The following is a 19,421-nucleotide window of genomic DNA, read 5'->3' as shown; positions in this document are numbered from 1 at the left end:
ACGCTAAAACCGCTTGACCTTGTGATCGAGCACGCCGAGTTCGTCGCGTTGCTGGATCAATTGCGCGACGATGCTGATCGAGATTTCAGCCGGAGTGTTGTTGCCCAGCGGAATGCCGATGGGGCAGAAGTAGGAGTTCAGTTTTTCCACCGGGACGTTTCGCTGTTTCAATTCGCGTTTCAGCACACTCGCCTTTTGGGGACTGCCGATCACGCCGATGTACGGCGCGTCTCGGGTCGACAGAAGTTCCGCAAGAACCGGCAAGTCGGTTGCGTGGCCCTTGCTGATCAAGACAAAAAACGTCCCTGCCGACTGCTCGGCGACCAATTCGTTTGGATGTTCGACGCAGCGTTTGGTCAGCTTGGGATGCTCGGGGATTTTTGCCAACCAATTCGGTCGCGGATCGATGCAGGTGACGCGGCAGTGCAACTGACACAGCATCGGAACGAGCACCTGTGCCACGTGTCCGGCTCCGAATACGGCGATCGGCCAATCGACTTTGCCGTGGACTTCGAAGAACAGTTTCACCTCGCCGCCACAGGTCATGCCGATGTCGGTTTGCAAATTCCAGACCACGAAGTCGCAACCGGTTCCTTCCGTGGCCGTCAACAATCGCTGGGCGTGTGTGATCGCGGCGGCTTCGATCTTGCCGCCGCCGATCGTGCCGGATTCGATTCCGGCGGTTGTCACGATCGCCTTGGCGCCGGTGATCTGAGGGGCGCTGCCGCGGATGTCGATCAGCGTGACGGTCGCAAACGGTGTTTCCGATTGCAGAAGCGACGTCAGTTTCTGATGATGTTGCACGACATCATAGGTCATATCGCAACCGCTCCAATTCTCCGCCCCACAGTGTCTCCGCCCCACAGTATCTTGGCCCCACAGTGAACCACCCGCCACCAAAATGTTATGCGATCGTTCCTGCCGCAGGAAGAAGCATGCGGATGGGCAGCGCGAAATTGCTGTTGCCTTGGGGCGACGGTTTGCTGATCGACCAGGTGCTCGGCGTCTGGGCCGACAGCGAGGTGGACGAGATCGTTGTCGTCGTGCGGAAGGAGGATCGGGAATTGAGCGATGCGTGTCATCGTCATCCGGTGCGTCTGGTCCACCCGAAGGTCGATCCGCAGGACATGAAGGCTTCGGTGCAATGGGGCCTTCGCGAAATCGAGACGCTGTTCGACCCGAGCGACCGAGATCGCTGTTTCATCGCGCCGGCGGATCTGCCGAACCTGTCGTGTGAAATCATCGACCGGCTGATCGAGACCGAATCGGATGCGTCGACCATTGTGGTCCCGCGATTTGGGGATCGACAGGGGCATCCGGTGCTGTTGCCGTGGCCGCTGATGGCGGCGGTGTTTCAGCTTCGGGCAGGCGAGGGGGTGGATCAAGTGGTGAAGCGGCACCCCAAATGGAGCGTGTCGTTTCCAGCCGGCCAGCGGGTGACGGATGTCGACACACCCGAACAGTACGAGCGGCTGCGCAGAAACAGCCGCGAAACGGGATAGTTCGCATCGAATCAGGCAGTGACGGGAATCGGCGCCGTGCCTTGTCGTCAGGTGCTGTACGTTGTCGTCTTGCGCCCGTCGGGTCTGGTAGACTGAACCGCGGCGACCTCTGATTCTCCTGTTCTGTCTCGGCGAGTGCAAAAGGGACCCCATGACATCGATCAACGTGAATGGCAAAGTCCACGATCTGGGAGACGTGCCCGACGACACGCCCTTGTTGTGGGTCCTGCGTGACCAGCTCGGATTGACCGGTACCAAGTACGGTTGTGGAATCGCCGAGTGTGGCATCTGCACCGTGCACCTGGACGGCGTCGCGGTCCAGTCCTGTATCACTCAGCTCAGCGAGGTCGGTGATTCGAAAGTCACGACCATCGAAGGGCTTTCCGAGGACGGTTCGCATCCGGTCCAAAAGGCGTGGAAGGAACACGGCGTTCCGCAATGCGGCTATTGCCAGGTCGGCCAGATGATGATGGCCGCCGCGATGTTGGAATCCAATCACGATCCCAGCGACGATGACATCGACAGCGAGATGTGGAACATCTGTCGTTGCGGCACGTACCCGCGTATTCGCGCAGCGATCAAGACCGCGGCCAAGGAGATGCAGACCCGATGAATGCTCCCAGCAAAACTCGCAATGGCATTTCGCGTCGCGGTTTCCTCGCCGCCGCCTCGGCCGGGTCCTTGGTCTTGATGGCCAAGGTCACTGACGGCCAAGACGTGGTTGTGGTCGGGGCCACCAAAGCGAACCTCGAATCGTTCGATCCCGACTTGTTCGTCTCCATCGCGCCCGACGGAGTCGTCTCGATCCTGGCTCACCGCAGTGAAATGGGGACCGGGATCCGGACCAGTTTGCCCCGGATTGTCGCCGACGAATTGGAAGCCGACTGGGCGCGGGTCGAAATCGTTCAGGCGATCGGCGACAAACGACTCGGCGACCAAAACACCGATGGTTCTAACAGCATTCGTTTCTTTTTTGACCGGATGCGAATCGCCGGCGCGACTGCGCGGACGATGTTGGAACGCGCCGCGGCACAGCAATGGGACGTCGCCGCCGACCAATGCCATGGTGACAACCACCGCGTCGTTCACTCCGGCAGCGACCGCGCGATCGGATACGGAGAGTTGGTTTCGATCGCCAAGACACTGGACGTTCCCGCGGCCGATGAACTGAAACTGAAACCGGCCTCGAAATTTCGCTACATCGGCAAGGACGCGCCGATCACGGACATGGACGCGATTCTGACGGGCAAAGCGATCTATGGGATCGATGCCCGGATGGAAAACCAACTCTATGCCGTCATCGCTCGACCGCCGGTGGTCGGTGCTGCGGTGAAGTCATACGACGCGGCCGACGCGATGGAGATTCCCGGCGTCGTGGACGTGGTGGAGATCCCCAAGTTCGACGGTGCTCCGCTGTTTCAGCCGCTCGGCGGCATCGCCGTTTGCGCCCAGAGCACTTGGGCGGCTTGGCAGGGACGCGATGCGATTGATATCGAGTGGGAGGAGGGGCCAAATGCGAACTACGACACCGACCAGTTTGCCAAGACGCTTGCCGAATCGGCCAATCGACCCGGCAAAGCGGTCCGCAACCACGGCGACGTGGGCAAGGTGATTGCTGAAAGCGACAACGTGCACCGCGCCGACTACACCGTGCCGCACTTGTCACACGCCCCGATGGAGACGCCTTGTGCGGTCGCGGATGTGAAGACCGAGGGCGACAAAGTCGTTTCGTGCGTCGTCACCGCGGCCACCCAGAACCCCCAAGCGGTTCAGCAAGCCGTCGGGCCGGCCATGGGCATGAAACCGGAAGACGTGATCGTCAACGTCACACTGCTCGGTTCCGGGTTCGGCCGCAAAAGCAAACCGGACTACTGCGTCGAAGCGGCAATGTTGTCTCGCAAACTCGGCCGCCCCGTGCACGTCACCTGGACGCGTGAAGACGACATTCACAACGATTATTTCCACACGATGTCGCATCTGCATCTGGAAGCCGCCGTGGACGAGAAAGGCAAGCCGACCGCGTGGTTGGCCCGTGCGGCCTATCCGACCATCGGTTCGACGTTCAACCCGTCGGCCAAGGAACCAGCCGGGTTCGAAGTCGAGATGGGGCTGACCGATTGCCCGTACCAGATCCCCAACTTGCGCGTGGAAGTTGGACAAGCAGTCGCGCACACGCGGATCGGTTGGCTGCGTTCGGTCGCACACATCCAGCAAAACTTTGCGGTCGGGTCTTTCGCCGACGAATTGGCTCATCGCGCCGACCGCGATCCGTATGAGTACTTGCTGGAGTTATTGGGCGAAGATCGTCATTTGGATCTGGAGGCCGCCGGGTTGTCCAACCGTGGTGCGTCGGCGACGGACTATCCCTACGACATCGGACGGCTGAAAGCGGTCACGCGTCGCGTCGCGGAACGTGCCGATTGGCAACGAGGAAAGGATTTGCCCAAGGGGCGAGGCCTGGGGATTGCATGTTGCCGCGCTTTTTTGGGTTACACCGCCCATGTCATCGAAGTCGACATTTCCAAAGATGGAAAACTGCGGATCCCCAAGGTTTGGGTTTCGCTGGACGCGGGGCTGATCGTTAGCCCCGATCGTGTGCGGGCGCAAGTCGAAGGCGCGGCGGTCATGGCCACGACCCAAGCACGTTACGGGAAGATCACGTTCAAGAACGGACGGGCACAGCAAAGCAATTACGATGATTACCCGATGGTCACGATGAGCGACGCGCCGCGTGAAATCATTGTCGATTTGGTCGACAGCCAAGCCGCGCCGGCGGGTGTCGGCGAAACGACCGTTCCGTCGTTCGCCCCGGCGCTCTGCAACGCGATCTTTGCCGCGACAGGAAAACGAATCCGCGATCTCCCGCTCCGCGATCACGACCTGTCGTGGAGTTAATCGGGGGCGTGTCAATCGTGATGCTGATGCCGCCACGCCGGTCCGGTGTTGTCCGCACCGGGCCACACGCGACGGGCGGTGCCGGGATCATCGCACCCGGCCAGCGACCGCTCGATGCGTGGGAATCCGTCGATGTCATTTTCCACCGCGACTGGGAAATGGTTCCGGAACGTCCTTGCGTCATCCGGCCGTAGCAGTCCGTCGCCGCTCGTATCTGGGACAGATCGGCACGTCGGAATTGAATCGGCGTGTTATGATCCTCGTCGGCACGCTGCTGTAAGTTTCCTTGACATACGAAGTTGATTGGTACGGCGTGAACACGAAAGAGTTGCCATTTCATGGGAACAGACACGTTTCCCACGAACCGACAATCGGTTGGCGCTGCGGCTTGTGTCTCCCCAGCACCGACTCCGATTTCGATCGACACCTTGCAGTCAATCAAAGTGTTGTTGGCCACGACAGCCCCATCAACCGGTGAGTAGCCGTTAAGCGGTCCATCGTTGACGCCGTTCATCAAACAAAGGGCCGCCCGCTCGGCGTCGCCACGCAAGGATTCGAAGTAGTTGTCTTCCACGACGGTCGCACCGGAGAGTTCGGATACATCACTGGTCCCGATACGAATCGTTTCGCCGCCGTTACGACCGAGTCTGGGCCGCGGTCCGAAGTGATTGTGGTCGATGCGGTGCTTCTCCGGCGTGTCGGTGACCCAAACGACCAGCGTCGTCCCTTGATTCCTCTTTCCAACGAAATAGCAATGGTCGACGCGGTTGTCGGTTCCATAAATCGAGAGCCAGTGAGACTCGATCCCGACGTCCGAATCCGCCGTCTGTTCGAACCAACAATTGGTGATGCGACATTGGTGTGCAAGACGTTGGCTGTGCGTTCGCAGTTGGACGACATCGCTGACGCCAGCCGAAGAGCAGCGAAATGGCAATGACGGCGGGAGATCCCAGTCGACGAGTGGTGTCCAAGTTCTCCATTCCTAAGCCTCTTTCCCCCTGTTCGTCGCTATGGTATCAGGTTCAGCCCGGTCGCGGGTGCAGACCTGGAATGTCCAGCGTTGGTGTCTCGCCTTGAGGGATCGTCCCCAGACGCATTGAGTCAAGGCTGGGTGCCGTCAAACAGTGGGAGACACTCGCCCTTCCAGAGGTCATGAGGTTTTTGAGTCGTTGTTAGCGAAGGGGTTTCGTCGCTCTCCCCCCGCTCTCCCAGGACCGCAAGGACTGTCATTACCCACCGATGGCAGCCCGAACCCACGGATGTGATGCGGTTGGGGATCCGTGGGTTCGCGCTGCCATCCGTGGGCTCTTTCGACTCCTCCCGACCTCCCTCTCCAACACAACCACTCAAGAAGGAAACCCCCTCGCTGCGCTCGCCCCTCCCTTCTTGGGAGGGTTTCTCGTAACTTAGTGCGTCGCCCCGCTTTCGGCGCGAGACTCTCGCCTGCGAGAAGTCCTTTGCGTGTGGCGGTTTTGATCATCCAATTCTCTTTCCTTTTTTAGATTCCTTTCCATGTCTGAATCACGCCCCGTTGCCCTCGTGACCGGTTCGGCGACCGGCGTCGGCCGCGCCTGTGTCCTGCAGTTCGCCCGCCGCGGCTACGACGTCGTTGTCAATTACTCGCGCAGCGAAAGCGAGGCGTTGCAGACCGCGTCGGATGCCAAGGCGTTGGGGGCCAAGGTTCTGGTGGAAGGCTGTGACGTGTCCGACGATGCGCGTGTCCGCAAAATGGTGCTCAAGGTCGGAGAAACCTTCGGGCGGTTGGACGTTTTGGTCAACAACGCCGCGACGACGTCGTTCATCGAGCACGGCGACTTGGAAGGTCTGACCGAAGCGATGTGGGATCGGATGCTGGCGGTCAACTTGAAAGGCGTCTTCTTCGTCACCCGGGCGGCGGCCGATCTGTTGCGACACGGCGGATCGGGCAGCGTTGTCAACGTCAGTTCGGTCGCGGGGATCACCGGCAGCGGTTCGTCGATCGCGTACTGCGCGAGCAAAGCGGGCTTGAACACGATGACCAAATCGCTCGCCCGTGTTTTGGCACCCGACGTTCGTGTCAACGCGGTTTGTCCCGGCCCGATCGACAGCCGTTGGATCAAGGAGGGCAATCCCAAGTGGGACTTGGACGCGATGGTCGCCGGCTATCCGATCCCCAAGGCCTCTCAGCCGGACGACATCGCCGACGCGGTGCTGTTCTTTGCCACCGGGACCTCGATGGCGACGGGACAGATTTTGAGCATCGATGGCGGGCAAACGCTGTTGTAGTCTTCCGCTACAATCGGCAGTGCATTGATTGGCCGAGCTGCTCGATCCATCACGGGTTGTTTGCGATGAACGAAATCGAGGGAAGACGTCCGCTGAAGACGCGTGATTGGCGAATCTTTCAGCGTTTCGCGGCGTGGCTGGCCCAGACGGCGGTGACACCGAACATGATCAGCGCGTCCAGCATCGGGTTCGCGGTCGTCGCCGGGCTGGCACTGGCCGGTACGTCGGTCGCTCAGTCGTCCGGCATCTTGGCCGGGCTGTACTTCCTGGCTGCCGTCTGCATGCAGTTGAGGTTGATCGCCAACCTGCTCGACGGCATGGTGGCCGTCGAGGGCGGAAAACGTTCTCCGGTCGGAGCGTTGTACAACGAGGTCCCCGATCGCGTTTCCGATGCGGTGATTCTGATCGGTGCAGGGTATTCGTTGGCTTCTCGCCCAGAGTTGGGGCTGATGGCGGCCGTTGTCGCCGTGTTTGTCGCATACGTCCGCGCGATCGGTTCGAGCGTCGGTGCGGGCGGAGTCTTTGCCGGTCCGATGGCCAAGCCACAGCGAATGGCATTGATGACGCTGGGAAGTGTCTTGTGTTGCCTCGTTTCGCTGTCCAGTGCCGGCCTCTCGGGGCGCTGGCAATCGCACATCATGGGAACGGTGCTGGGATTGATCATCGTGGGCGGCGCCATCACGGCCTTCCGCCGCCTGCGAATCATCTCGGAGACCTTGCACATCGCGCTGCGAAGCGATTCGGCGTCCGGCTCCCAGACGTCCGCCGTTAAAGATCCCGAGGAAGAATAAGATTGTTCAGTCACCTCTCGACGGAGATCCATCTGACGTTCGCGGCGATCGCCGTATTGTTGCTGTTGGCCAACGCGATTCTGTTCTTGCGTCAACGCTCGGTTCCCGATCGAGACGACACCGAATTGGCACTTCGCGTTCGGACGTGGTGGGTCATCGTTGCCAGTTTTGCGGCCGTGCTGGCTGTTTCGCGGACCACGGCAGTTGTCTTCTTCGGCTTTGTCAGCTTTCTCGCTTTCAAGGAATTCTTGTCGCTGATTCCGACGCGGCGGGCCGATCACCGCGTCCTGTTCTGGGCGTATTTGGCAATCCCGTTGCAATACATCTGGGTGGGAACGGCCTGGTTCGGGATGTTCATCATTTTTATTCCCGTGTACATGTTCATCTGGCTGCCCACCAGGATGGTGTTGATCGGCGAGACGAAAGGATTTTTGCGGGCGATCGGGACGGTGCAATGGGGATTGATGACCACCGTCTTCAGCCTCTCGCACGCCGCGATGCTGCTGTTCATTCAGCCCGAGACGTCGGCACGGGTCGCGGCGGTTTGGGCGGACGAATCAGCGAAAACATCCCCCGGCGCGGCGTTGCTGGTGTTTCTGGTCCTGTTGACGCAGTTCAATGACGTGGCGCAGTTTTGCTGGGGAAAAACGGTCGGAAAACGCAAGGTGATCCCAAAGGTCAGTCCGGGCAAAACGGTCGGCGGACTGATCGGCGGTGTCGCGTCCACGGTCGCACTGGCAGGGTTTGTCGGTCCCTGGTTGACGTTTCTTGACCTGCCTCGATCGCTGATGGCTGGTCTGATCATCGGCTTATCCGGGTTCGCCGGCGATGTTTCCATCTCCGCCCTCAAACGTGATTTAGGCGTCAAAGATTCCGGCAGTACGCTGCCCGGCCACGGAGGTGTCTTGGATCGCGTCGACAGTCTGACCTACACCGCACCGTTGTTCTTTCACTTCATCTACTACTGCTACGGTTGATCGATGACGGACGTCTTGCGGTACCTGTACTTTCTGTTGATCGTGCGTCCGGTGATCCTGGTTGTGATCGGTTTGAACGTGCGGAGGGCGAACCTGTTACCGGACCAGGGTCCCGCCGTGGTCGTCGCCAACCACAACAGTCACTTGGACACGATGGTGTTGATGACTCTGTTCGGGATGCGGCGATTGAAAGACGTCCATCCGGTCGCGGCGGCCGATCACTTCTTGCGGAACCGGCTGATGGCTTGGTTTTCGACCAAAATCATCGGCATCATTCCACTGGAACGCGAGGTCAAAGGCGTCCGTCGCGACCCGCTGGCCGGGATTTGTCAGGCGCTCGAGGAGGGCAAGATTCTGATCCTGTTCCCCGAAGGGAGTCGCGGGACGCCGGAGGTGCGTGAGGAATTCAAAACAGGAATCGCCCACATCGCAAAGCGTTATCCCGAAGTGCCGTTCACACCCGTCTTCATGCACGGATTGGGGCGGTCATTGCCCAAGGGCGAAGGGATCTTGGTGCCGTTTTTCTGTGACGTGTTCATCGGCCAGGCGATCCGTTGGCCGGGGAAGAAAGACGCGTTCATGCAAGCGATTTGTGACGCGATGAATGAACTGGAAGCGGAAAAGGAGATCCCGCGTTGGGAGGCGTCGTGAAGCGAGGTTGGGGGTAGAAAGGTTCAGAGGATCGGGGCGAACAGGCGGGCGATTTGGGAGCCTGCGACCGACCACCAGCGCCGAGCGGCGAGTTGCTCGGCGGTGATTTCGGTCGAGTTTTCGAAGTCGGTCAGCAGCATCTGTTCGACTTCGCGGGTGAAGTCGTCGTCGATCGTCAGCACGGTGATTTCAAAATTCAATCGGAACGAACGGTTGTCAAAATTGGCGGTCCCGATCGCCGAGGCGTAGCCGTCGACCAACAGGACTTTCTGGTGCAGGAAACCGTCGCCGTATTCGTACACCTTGACGCCGGCTTCGATGACTTGGCGGACGTAGGACATGGCGGCCAACTTGATCCATGGTTTGTCGGGGATTCCGGGGATCAGAACACGCACGTCGACGCCTCGCAGGGCCGCCAATTGCAGCGCCGTGATCACGCCTTCGTCGGGGACGAAGTAGGGAGTGGCGATCCAAATGCGTTCGTCCGCCGAATTGATCGCGTGGGTGAAGAACAGCCCACAGGTTTCATAGTCATCGGCCGGGCCGCTGGGCAGCACGAAAACGATTTTGTCGTCCTCGTCCGACGGTTGCGGTTCCCAGGAGACGGTGGGCATTGATTCGGTTGCCCAGTACCAGTCTTCGACGAACGCCATCTGTGTCGCCAACACGGCCGGGCCGCTGATCGAGATGTGGGTGTCGCGCCAGGGGGACAATCGGGGGTGCCGGCCGATGTATTCGTCACCGACGTTGTGCCCACCGACAAACGCGATGCGGCCGTCGACCACGACGATCTTGCGATGGTTGCGAAAGTTAATTTGAAATCGGTTCCGCCATCCCCGCGTCGTTCGCATCCCCGTGACGCGCACCCCGGCGGCGGTCAGTTCGTTGACGAAGGCTTTGGGGATGCCGCTGGAACCGATGTCGTCATAAAGCAGATAGACGGACAGGCCCTGCTTCGCCTTGGCGATCAACCGGTCCTTGAGCTGTCTGCCCAGCGAGTCGTCATGGATGATGAAAAACTGGACCAAGATGTAGGTCGTGGCCGCGTCAATTTCCCGAAAGATCGCGTCGAAGGTGGCTTGGCCGTTGACCAACAGACGCGTGTCGTTGTTCCTGGTGAATCGCATCCAGGCGAGTTGCTCGAGCGCCCGTGCTTCACCGAAACGCGATCCCAAGTCGACGATGTACGGCGTCATCCTGTCGCGAACCCGGTCCAAGTTGTCGATCGCATCGCTGGTGCGGTCTCGCCGCAGATTGACATACCCTTGGAATTTGTTGCGACCGAAAATCCAGTAGGCGGGGACGGCGATAAACGGCCACGTGACCAACGTGATCGCCCAGGCGACGGCCCCTTGGGACGTCCGTGTCGACAACACCGCCTGCACCGCTGACAGGATGCCGAGCACCACAAAAACAAAGACGGTGGCACCGAACGCGGTCAGATTGGAAGTGGAAAGATCGATCATGAAAGGGACAGCTGCCACGCGACGGGGGAAGGATCGACATTGTAAACGATCCCTAATTCGTCGCGACGGCCAAGGCCGCCTCAGGGGAACCAGGTGCAACCTTAGTGATCATCCCACGGGACGGGTTCCGAGCTGGATACGAACTCCCAAACCACGCCTTCGCCGGTGCCGTCGCCACGGAAATGCACCAGCGGGTTGGTCTGCTTTCGATTCAGACACTTGATCGTGTCGCTCAGCCGGCGTTTGGCGTCCTGATCCGGCTGCGGCGGCAACGGATCGTCAATTCGTGGCGGCCAACCTTCTTCTTCAAACGCACACAGGATCGCTTGCTGATTGACGGCCACCCACTTGAAACACTTGACGATCATCCCGTTGACGCCCAATACGCGCCGCTCCGAATCCCAGCGCGGTCGCCGGGCGTCCTGGTGATGACGCCCGTTGGCGCCCGAGGCCGTCTCGAGCGACTCGAATGCCTCCGCGGCCTCGATGCCCCGCGGAACCTCGGCCGCACGCAGAACGTCGGGGACAACCGTTTGGTGATTTGCTAGCAAGGCTTGGGCAAGCTGGATGCCTCGGTCGGTCAGGACGAAACAGGTCCGATCGGGAAAGATCAAATCACCCGTCGGCAAGAAGGCGCGCCCATCGTCACTTTCCAGCGTCACTTCACGCTGATGGTGGACCAGTCCGTGACGCACCAGCCAGCGGAAATCATTGGGCGCCAATCCCAACGCCGTCAATTGCTCCATCTCCACCGCGAATTCCCAACGGTCGCAATTGGATTGACACGCATAATCAATGGCGGTCAGAAGCGGACGAAAAGCAGAACGAACACGATGTGGCACGTTGTCAACGTGCAGCAAGAGATGATTCATCGCCATGCCCCAGTCTCAATCAATTCGGGGTTGATGCTTCCTTACGTTGTCGGATCCACAACCCCCCCAGCAGCGTCTCCTTCCACTCTAAGGTCGCGGCATTGCGATTTCAACAGGAGAACCCTCTGAATTCACGATTCCCTGGTTTCGATCAACGCGAGCAACTGAACGGTTGTACCGTCGCACATCGGCGTAAGGCCGGCGTGAAGGCCGCTATGCAGCGACCGCCCGGAAGGGCCGTCCTACGGGGTGCTGATCCGGGCGGACGCGATGTTTGTCGCCGATCAACTTGGCCGCTTTGCGAACGTCCATTGAACGGCCTTCGATCAAACCATCGTCATTGTTAATGGGTGAGCATGTTCTGAAGCAATTGGTACGCGGTCTGCTTCTCCCGCAACGCCGACGTGAAGGCATCGAGGTGATGCTTCCGCGTCCGGGACGGACGCCCCAGCGGTCGGTCAACGACCGGTTCGGGGCAGGGATCAACAACTATCCCTTACCCGGCGAATTCCCCACAACCAATCGAAGGAGATGTTGATGCGTATTAAAAGTATTCTCTGTGTCGCGGCCATGGCCGGAACGTCACTGGCTGTTCCCGCGAACCATTCAACCGCACAAGGAATCGGCCAAGCGATCACGAACCAATTAGGTGCGGGTCAATTGGGTTCGGGCCAAATCGATGCCGGCGCCGGTCTCAATGCGGGCGCCAATGCGACGCTGCAGAATCGCGTCGGAGAGAGCGTCGGCAATGCGGTCCGATCGGGAATTGATGCCGCCACCGATCAGGTCCGCCGAGGCGATTCGATTCGCGGATCGATCGGAGAGGGAACGCGGCAAGCGATCCGTCAAGGCGTCGACCAAGCCACCGGACAGGTGTTGCCCAATGTGAACGCCCGCACGCGACAACGGGCACGGCTGGGGATCGGTTTGCAGAACACCGATCAAGGCATCCGAATTACCAACGTCAACCAAGGGAGTGCCGCCGCACAAGCCGGACTGCAAGCCGGTGACGTGGTGGTCAATGCGAACGGTCAAGCGATCACGTCGACCGATCAATTGGCACGAATCGTCCGCAACGCCGATTCGAACGCGCAATTGAATCTGAACGTGTTGCGAAACGGCCAACAACAATCGGTGACCGCAACCCTGGCCGCGCGGCAAAATCAAAATGACCGCTACACGGCACAAAAGCCCGCACTGGACGGTTCGGCAAACGCGTCGACGCACTACGAAGCACGCATCAAGGCGTTGGAAGACGAAGTGCAGCAGTTGAGAGCGACGATTGACGAACTGCGTAACAACGACGATCGCGATCAGGCCGCATCGGCGGGCACGCAAAACCGTGCGACACAAAACGGCGCCGATCTGAACGGCGCCGATCTGAACGTGGACGGTTCGGCCGACTTGGACGCTTCGACCGACGGCACCTCCGCGGCAGCCTCCGGATCGATCGACACGGACGCTTCGCTTGATTCCGGTCTGGACGCCAACGCCGACGGATCTGCGTCGACGGACGCTTCGGTGGACAACCCTCTGAATAACTGATCCATCGGCTGACCGGACAGCGGTCGAAGACAAGCTCCCGACGTGCATCCTGATGGTGCACGTCCGATGATCCCCCGTTGATGAGCGTACCGCCTGGCGAGAGGCGGCACGAGGATCGACGGGGATTTTTATTGCGCCGTCTTCGGCTAAGGCGAGACGCCGGAAAAGTCCCACCGCGTTGCGCGTCTGTCGGCGCCTCGATAGCGAATCGATTGGATTTCCAACTCCGGCGTCTCGGCAGGCAAATACAACCGAATCACGCTGCTTCTGCCTTGGACGGGCAATTCAACGTTGACGTTTTGCCATTGCGATGTGGGCGTGAGTTGATATTCGACGACTTGCCCCGATTCGGGGAACGTCGTCTGTCCCGCGGTTTTCCATTGCACTTTCCCTTGACCGCCCGACGGCGCACGAGCGCGGAGCGTCAGGGTCAGCGGACCGGTTGCCTTGACTTGGGCCGTGCCCAGAAACGGCGTGCGTCCTTCGATGACGACTCGAATCGCACCGTCGGATTTGACCAGTTGGCACATCCGCGGCACCAGTCCGTCGGTGCCATTGTTGGACGCGGTCGTCGCCGTGGCGTCGGCCTTGTAGTCCGGGTTTGGCTTTGGATAAAGCGCCCCGGTGTCCCGAATGAACTGGTCGATCCTCTCGTCCAATTCCGCCACCCGATTAGGCAGCATGGACGCCAGGTTTCGGGTTTCACCGATGTCGTCCTTCAAGTTGTACAGTTCGCGTGTTTCGGGATATTGAGGATGCGGCTCAAACCGTCGAATCAATTTCCAGTCTCCTTGACGGACGGAAACCGCGGGGATCAAGTGTGGAAACCAGGTGAAGTAGGCTTGGCGTTTCAGCCCGCCGGTCTGTTTCAAAACGGGAACCAACGACTCCCCATCGACGATGTGTCCGTCGGGTTGCTCCAGGTGAGCGACCTGCAGGATGGTCGGGTACAGATCGATCGGTCCGACGATGGCGTCACAGGTCGACCCGGGTTTGATCCGTCCGGGCCATCGGACCATCAGCGGCACCCGTTGTCCGCCTTCGTAAATTCGGCCTTTGCCTTCACGCAGCGGGGCATTGTTGGTCGGCGGTTGATCTCCCGCCCACTTTTTCCAGTCTTGCACAAAGCCCCATTTCGGATGGCCCGGCTTGATGTTTTTCATCTGTCGGCTGCCGGGCACGTTGCTGTGCGTGTTTCCTCCGTTGTCGCTGTAGAAGATGAACAGCGTGTTGTCAGTCAATCCGAGCTCATCCAACTTGTCGAGCATGCGGCCAAGACTCTCATCGACGCTTTTCAGCATCGACGCCATGATCGGATTGTTCTGCCGCTCTCGAGGGTCGGTCTTGTCGGCAAATTGTTTGGTGTATGCTTCCTTGTGTCCCCAAGGGCCGTGGACGGCGTAGTGCCAGAAGTTCAGAAAGAAGGGTTCGTTGCGGTGGGCTTCGACGAATCGAATCGCTTCATCGGTCAATCGATCGGTGATGTACTCGCCGGCCGGTCCGTCGGTGATCGTTCCGACGTGATGTTTTCCCGACGGCTGGCCGGTGCGATGGACGCCGTAGGGCGAGAAATAGTTGGCCGGTCCGGGACTCGGCTGGGCGTGAAAGGCGACTTCGAAACCGTGCCGCTCCGGCCAATGCTGTTGGCTCAATCCCAAGTGCCATTTGCCGAAATGCCCCGTCCGATAACCACCATCACGCAGCACTTCGGCCAAGCTGTCCAGATCGGGTTCCAGATAGTTCTTGCTGTTTGCATAGATCAGCGGCCGCTGGGCCGGTGCTCTTGCCGGGTAGGGCGAAGCATCCGCGTGAGCCGCCGGCTGGTGCCCCGACGCGGATGTCACGCGATGACGCGACGAGTACTGGCCGCTCAAGATCGATGCCCGCGTCGGCGAACACAACGGCACGGCGTAGGCATCGGTGAACCGCATCGATTGCCGCCGCAACCGCTGCATGTTCGGTGTTTCATAGTATTGCGAACCATACGGCGTACTGTCCATCCAGCCCATGTCGTCGACCAGGAACAGGACAATGTTGGGTTTGGCCGCGGCAACCGGATCGGCGGCCGTCAGGGGCTTGGTCGTCCAAATGATCGCGGCGGTGACAAGGAGCGACAGCCAGGACGCGGAGAGTGAATGTGGCTTCATGAAACTGACAACAGGGAGAGAAACGACAGGAACCAACTGACAGGCTGGAAGCCTATCCCACAACTTACCACTACTTCGCCATCCGCGCGCCAAGGGGGACGAGTTCGTTGAAGCGGTCGATCGGTTGGTTTGCCGTCCAGGCCATCGCACGCAACAGGATCGTCCGGAAGATCGGATCGTCAAACGTCCAACTGTAGTGGCCGGGAATACTGACAAAGACGCGTCCCGCCGATCGCTGGTAAGCCCACATTTGTGGCCGCGCGGCACCGTCTTCGATACTCGTTGCAAACAAGGTGACGTTTTCCGGCTGGCCGGTCAGCCGCCAATAGCTTTCGTCGTACAGTTGCAGCGGTTCGATGTTCCGCATGATCGGATGGTCGGTGTTGTGCACGTTCAAGGCGAGTGGTCCATGCCGGTAACCGATGCTTCCCCCCTTGGATGCCAGACCGATCCGGCGTGAGAAATCATCGGCGCGGTCGTTTCCGTTGACGGCCCAGTGGATGTAGACCGCGCCGCCGCCGGAATCAAAATACCGGTCCATCTTGGATTGACGCTGATCGTCCCAGTCGCCCTTTTGAAAGAACACCAAGACATCGGCGTCGGCGAGTTGTTGAACATCCGGAAAGTCCCAGGCGGCGTCGACGTGAACCGCTTCGGCGGCGGCCAGCAATTGCCCCCACTGAATCTGCCACGCGGGGTAGTCGTGTTCGCCCGGACCGTGATCTTTCTTGCCCGCCACCAACACCACGTTGACCGGGGCCAGCTCGCTCGGCATCGACTCTGCCCCGGCCAATACCGCCGCCACCTCGGCCTGGGTGCGAACCGGCGGAGCTTCCAGCGGCGAATCCAGTGGCATGTGCGGCGGCGGAGTCAGCAGGAACGTCATCAAGTCGCGGAATTGGTCCGCAGTCAGTTTTTCGTCGATGCCCTTGGGCATCACCGACACTTCCGCCGGCTTGATCGTGTCAATCTGTGCTCTTTCCAATCGCGTGGTCTTGCCGTCGGCGTCTCCCAAGATCAGCTGACCGTCCACGGTTTGCAGCGTTCCAGTCAACACACGACCGTCGTGCAACAACACGGTGTTCCCCAGATAATCCGGGTTGATCGCAAAGCTGGGGTGTTTGATATCACGCTCCACCGAGGCGTAATCACGATGCACCAGATTGCTCAGGTCGGGACCGATGTTGGAGCCAGCTAGACTGGCGCCTGGGCCGTGGATCGCGTGACACTTGAAACAGCCAGCGGCGTCACTGTGAAACACTCGTCGCCCCCGTCCCCAATTCCCGCCCTGAATCTCTGCGATTTCGATCGCATCCATCGGCGACGTGTCTTGATCGGCACCACTGGTCCAGGGCAAGCGGAACCGACGCAGCGGTAGCGCTCGCAATCGCGAATCCTCGTTGGTTGACGCCGAGAGCGACCAATCGGGAGTGCTGTTTGCGGCGATGGAGGCACGCACGGTCAGTGGAACATTGGCCGCCGTTTCGGGATCAATCTCGATCGTCGCGTTGAACGTTCCGTCATCGCTTCGGTTCGCATCGATCTGTCGGCCCGCGACGTCCAGTTGGAACGACTGGGACGATCGAGCGATCAATGTGACGAATTCGTCGGGCCACTGATAATCGATCGTCGATCCCGGCTGGACTTTGGGTCGCAGCAGATCGCTGACGTCCAACCGAGTCTGCATGGTGAGCATTCCGCCGCTGGAAATCAGCCGACGCAGACTGTCGTGAACCGCACTCTGCCGAGTGAATTGATCATTGACCTGCCAGTCGACGTGCGGCAACCAACCCGTCCATTCCGGCTTCGTCGTCACGTCATCGTTGTGGCGGGTGAACATCGCTTGCACGCCGCCCAGCGTCAGATCAACATCGATCGATGCGATTTGTCCGATTCCATCTGTCGTTGATGATTCGACGGATGATTGATAGGGAATGGAAACGGCGTAGTGATCGCGTGCCCGCATCGGGTCGGTTTGCAAAAGCACACTGCGACGATCCTTCGACAATGCCATGCCGCGAACGGCGAGATTCCGACGTGGGGTCGCCAATTGACGTTGGACCACGGCATAGGGTGGCACGAGGGTTTCGAATTGGTCCCCCGCACGAACGAAGTCGCCATGCTGAACGACGATCCGATCGGCGACGTTTCTCAGCACGGCGGGATCCAGCGGTCGATCAAACGCGACCTGGATTTCACGCGGCGAGTTTGCCCACGCGTTGACTGGTCGAGCGGCGTGGGGGCGTGACATCCGGATGCGAAACAACTTGCCCATGCCGGTCGGCCCCGTGCCCCAGTCCGGCGGGCCGCTGTGGCACGCGACCACCAAGTCGCCGTTGGGGGCGACACAGGCGTCGACGGTCAGCATCTGCAAACACGCCAACAATTGCGTCGATGCGACATAGCCGGAGTCCGTTTTGACCAGTTGCGTTCGCCAGATCTTTCCGCGCGATTCACCGCAAACGATCGCGTTTCCGGCCCATCCACCGGGCCCGAAGATCGGTGTGGATTGACCGTCGCCGTTGAAGACCATCCCACAGGTTGATTGGTGTTGCGGTGCGTAGTCGAACACAGACGGTTCATCGATCACATCGGGATTGTGTCGCGGATGCCGGGGCGGAAAACCATAATGTCGATCCGGTACGACATGAAGCAATTCATCGAACGGGTTTCCGTTAGGCAACCAAGTCGCGCCTTCCTGTTCGGCACAAAACAAATCACCGTGCCGGTTGAAGGCGAACGCGATCGGGAATCGGATGCCGGTGCAAACGGTTTCACGTGTCTTAAAGTCCGGCGAGACACGTTGCACGGTTCCGCGATCACTTTGCAGGTCATAGTGTGCGACACCTTGCTGGTCGATCAGATAGGCGTTGGCATAGTTCGCCGTCCCCAGCCCGAAATACAGTGACCCGTCGGCTGCCATGGCGATGCCGGTCGCGTCGACATTCTGTGGGATCTCCTGCCAACCGGTCGCCACGACGATTTCTTCGTCGGCTTTGTCGTCGCCGTCTTTGTCGACGATCAATGACACCTTGCCCTTGCTGGGCGTAAAAATGCCTTGCCCGTGCGGATAATCTTTCGGGGTGACCAACATTCCGATCGGCCCCCGCAACGATCCTTCATTCTTCCAAAACAGTTCGGCGGTGTCCTCCAACGAGTCGCCGTCGCTGTCACGCAGCAGGTGGACGTCGCCGTTGTAGCCGAGCGTGACCAGTGTCCCGTCATCGCGAAATCGCACGTTGTTCACGTTGGTAAGTTCGACCGGGATTTCATGAACTTCGAATCCCGGCACCAGCATTTGGATCGCCGGGGGATTTTTAACTTTCAGCAGTTCGGCCGAGTCGCTTTCCAATCGCAGCGCACCCGGCAATGCTTCGGCGAGCGTCGCGTGCTTCGCCGTCAAGTAACGCTCGACGGCATCCGTTTCGTGATCCGAGAGCGTCCGGTCATAGATCAATACTTCGGCAATGTCACAGGTCAGCGGACCGGCCACGCGCATTTCACCTTGTCCGTTGCGATAATAGCGAGCCCCCAACGTCATCTCCGCGAGCGAAATCGTTGACGCCACATAGGGGCGTTTCCCCGCATCTTGTCCATCCACTCGTAACGAAATGGTTCGTGAGGCGGCATCGGCGTGAAGGGTGACATGATGCAAGGTCCCGAAGTTGAATTCGCCGTCGAAAAGGTCCCGAAACCCCCCGAATCCGCGCCCTTCCGCATTGATCACGTCCAGCTTTCGCGTTGGCCCGGGCCCCAGGTCGAGATTGAAACCGGTTTCATAGTCGCGTCTTCCTGGCGCATTGGATGAGATCCAACCGCGAAAGTCGCCGGGGTTCGCGTGGGGCGCGACGACGACGAAGACGCTGATCGATTCGGTTGAGATGTCGTTGCCGACACTCCGCAAGTGCGATCCGGAAAATCGCACGACGTGGGTGTCGCCGATTTCAACCAACGAGGGTTGTTGATCCGACGATGATTGTAAAAAATTGCCTAAGTCACCGGCAAGGTTGCTCCATGTCGGTACCGGCCCGGTCTGCTGTGTCGCCGCCAGTTGACTCGCATCCAAATGCAAAACGAGTCCATCGAATTTGGGAAGCGAATTCTGGTCCGCGGCGGAAGTCCCGGCGAAGAAGAGCAATTCGAGCAGCAAAAACGTTCGAACGACGTACATCATTAATCACGGTCGAGCCAAAGGATGACGAGCCATTCGGCTCCGTTGAAATTCCGCCGGTATTGTAGCCCGTCACCGCCTGGACAGCGTCGTTTTACCTCGCGACCCTCACCAGGGCGTGGAAAATGGCGGGGATCCA

General features: G+C 59.7%; 14 protein-coding genes and 1 pseudogene. 9 read left to right on the top strand and 6 right to left on the bottom strand.

Going from position 1 to position 19,421, the window contains the following annotated elements:
* Positions 1–3: 3 nt before the first annotated feature.
* The gene (locus tag H1B37_RS04375; RefSeq protein WP_182865393.1) at positions 4–819 is read right to left on the bottom strand and encodes an XdhC family protein; all 816 of its coding nucleotides are present in this window, start codon (positions 817–819) and stop codon (positions 4–6) included.
* On the opposite strand from H1B37_RS04375, the gene H1B37_RS04370 reads away from it, so the two are divergent.
* From H1B37_RS04370 to H1B37_RS04355, 4 genes are all read left to right on the top strand, one after another.
* Positions 759–1,502 (top strand): nucleotidyltransferase family protein, encoded by a 744-nt coding sequence (locus tag H1B37_RS04370; protein WP_353620775.1) that lies wholly within the window; start codon positions 759–761, stop codon positions 1,500–1,502. The genes H1B37_RS04375 and H1B37_RS04370 overlap by 61 nt on opposite strands.
* A 151-nt stretch (positions 1,503–1,653) precedes the next feature.
* A complete protein-coding gene (locus tag H1B37_RS04365) occupies positions 1,654–2,115 on the top strand; it encodes a (2Fe-2S)-binding protein (RefSeq protein WP_182865391.1) in 462 nt (153 codons plus the stop codon).
* On the top strand, positions 2,112–4,397 hold the full coding sequence (locus H1B37_RS04360; protein WP_182865390.1) for a xanthine dehydrogenase family protein molybdopterin-binding subunit: 2,286 nt from the start codon (positions 2,112–2,114) through the stop codon (positions 4,395–4,397). Before H1B37_RS04365 ends, H1B37_RS04360 begins: the two co-directional genes overlap by 4 nt.
* An 8-nt stretch (positions 4,398–4,405) precedes the next feature.
* Positions 4,406–4,591: a hypothetical protein gene (locus H1B37_RS04355; RefSeq protein WP_182865475.1), complete on the top strand. Its 186-nt coding sequence runs from the start codon at positions 4,406–4,408 to the stop codon at positions 4,589–4,591.
* A gap of 200 nt (positions 4,592–4,791) precedes the next feature.
* On the opposite strand, the pseudogene H1B37_RS34280 reads toward H1B37_RS04355, so the two are convergent.
* A pseudogene (locus H1B37_RS34280) lies at positions 4,792–5,331 on the bottom strand (chondroitinase-B domain-containing protein); the annotation flags it as partial.
* A 578-nt stretch (positions 5,332–5,909) separates the two neighbouring features.
* On the opposite strand from H1B37_RS34280, the gene H1B37_RS04345 reads away from it, so the two are divergent.
* The 4 genes from H1B37_RS04345 (at position 5,910) to H1B37_RS04330 (ending at position 9,081) form a co-directional block, all read left to right on the top strand.
* Entirely contained in the window at positions 5,910–6,662 is a 753-nt protein-coding gene (locus tag H1B37_RS04345) for an SDR family NAD(P)-dependent oxidoreductase (RefSeq protein WP_182865389.1), read from the top strand.
* A gap of 65 nt (positions 6,663–6,727) precedes the next feature.
* Positions 6,728–7,453 carry a CDP-alcohol phosphatidyltransferase family protein gene (locus tag H1B37_RS04340; RefSeq protein WP_182865388.1) on the top strand — a complete coding sequence of 242 codons (726 nt, stop codon included), beginning with the start codon at positions 6,728–6,730 and terminating at the stop codon, positions 7,451–7,453.
* Positions 7,454–7,455: 2 nt separating this feature from the next.
* A complete protein-coding gene (locus H1B37_RS04335) occupies positions 7,456–8,430 on the top strand; it encodes a phosphatidate cytidylyltransferase (protein WP_182865387.1) in 975 nt (324 codons plus the stop codon).
* Positions 8,431–8,433: 3 nt separating this feature from the next.
* The gene (locus H1B37_RS04330) at positions 8,434–9,081 is read left to right on the top strand and encodes a lysophospholipid acyltransferase family protein (protein ID WP_182865386.1); all 648 of its coding nucleotides are present in this window, start codon (positions 8,434–8,436) and stop codon (positions 9,079–9,081) included.
* Positions 9,082–9,104: 23 nt separating this feature from the next.
* Here the strand turns inward: H1B37_RS04330 and cls are convergent, their stop codons facing one another.
* Positions 9,105–10,547, bottom strand: coding sequence for a cardiolipin synthase (cls, locus tag H1B37_RS04325; RefSeq protein ID WP_182865385.1), 1,443 nt, complete (start codon positions 10,545–10,547; stop codon positions 9,105–9,107).
* 101 nt (positions 10,548–10,648) lie between these two features.
* Complete coding sequence (locus H1B37_RS04320) at positions 10,649–11,419, bottom strand: hypothetical protein (RefSeq protein WP_182865384.1); 771 nt, start codon at positions 11,417–11,419, stop codon at positions 10,649–10,651.
* A 537-nt stretch (positions 11,420–11,956) separates the two neighbouring features.
* Here H1B37_RS04320 and H1B37_RS04315 point away from each other — a divergent pair.
* Positions 11,957–12,964 (top strand): PDZ domain-containing protein, encoded by a 1,008-nt coding sequence (locus H1B37_RS04315; RefSeq protein WP_182865383.1) that lies wholly within the window; start codon positions 11,957–11,959, stop codon positions 12,962–12,964.
* 146 nt (positions 12,965–13,110) lie between these two features.
* On the opposite strand, the gene H1B37_RS04310 is transcribed toward H1B37_RS04315, so the two are convergent.
* Positions 13,111–15,111 (bottom strand): sulfatase, encoded by a 2,001-nt coding sequence (locus H1B37_RS04310; protein WP_182865382.1) that lies wholly within the window; start codon positions 15,109–15,111, stop codon positions 13,111–13,113.
* A 70-nt stretch (positions 15,112–15,181) separates the two neighbouring features.
* Positions 15,182–19,285, bottom strand: a complete 4,104-nt coding sequence (locus H1B37_RS04305; RefSeq protein WP_182865381.1) for a ThuA domain-containing protein — start codon at positions 19,283–19,285, stop codon at positions 15,182–15,184.
* Positions 19,286–19,421 lie beyond the last annotated feature (136 nt).

It is taken from the genome of Stieleria mannarensis (assembly GCF_014154935.1).
Classification (GTDB): Bacteria; Planctomycetota; Planctomycetia; order Pirellulales; family Pirellulaceae; genus Stieleria; species Stieleria mannarensis.
The sequence above is the reverse complement of the archived record's forward strand: the minus strand, read 5'-3'. Positions and strand labels throughout refer to the sequence as shown.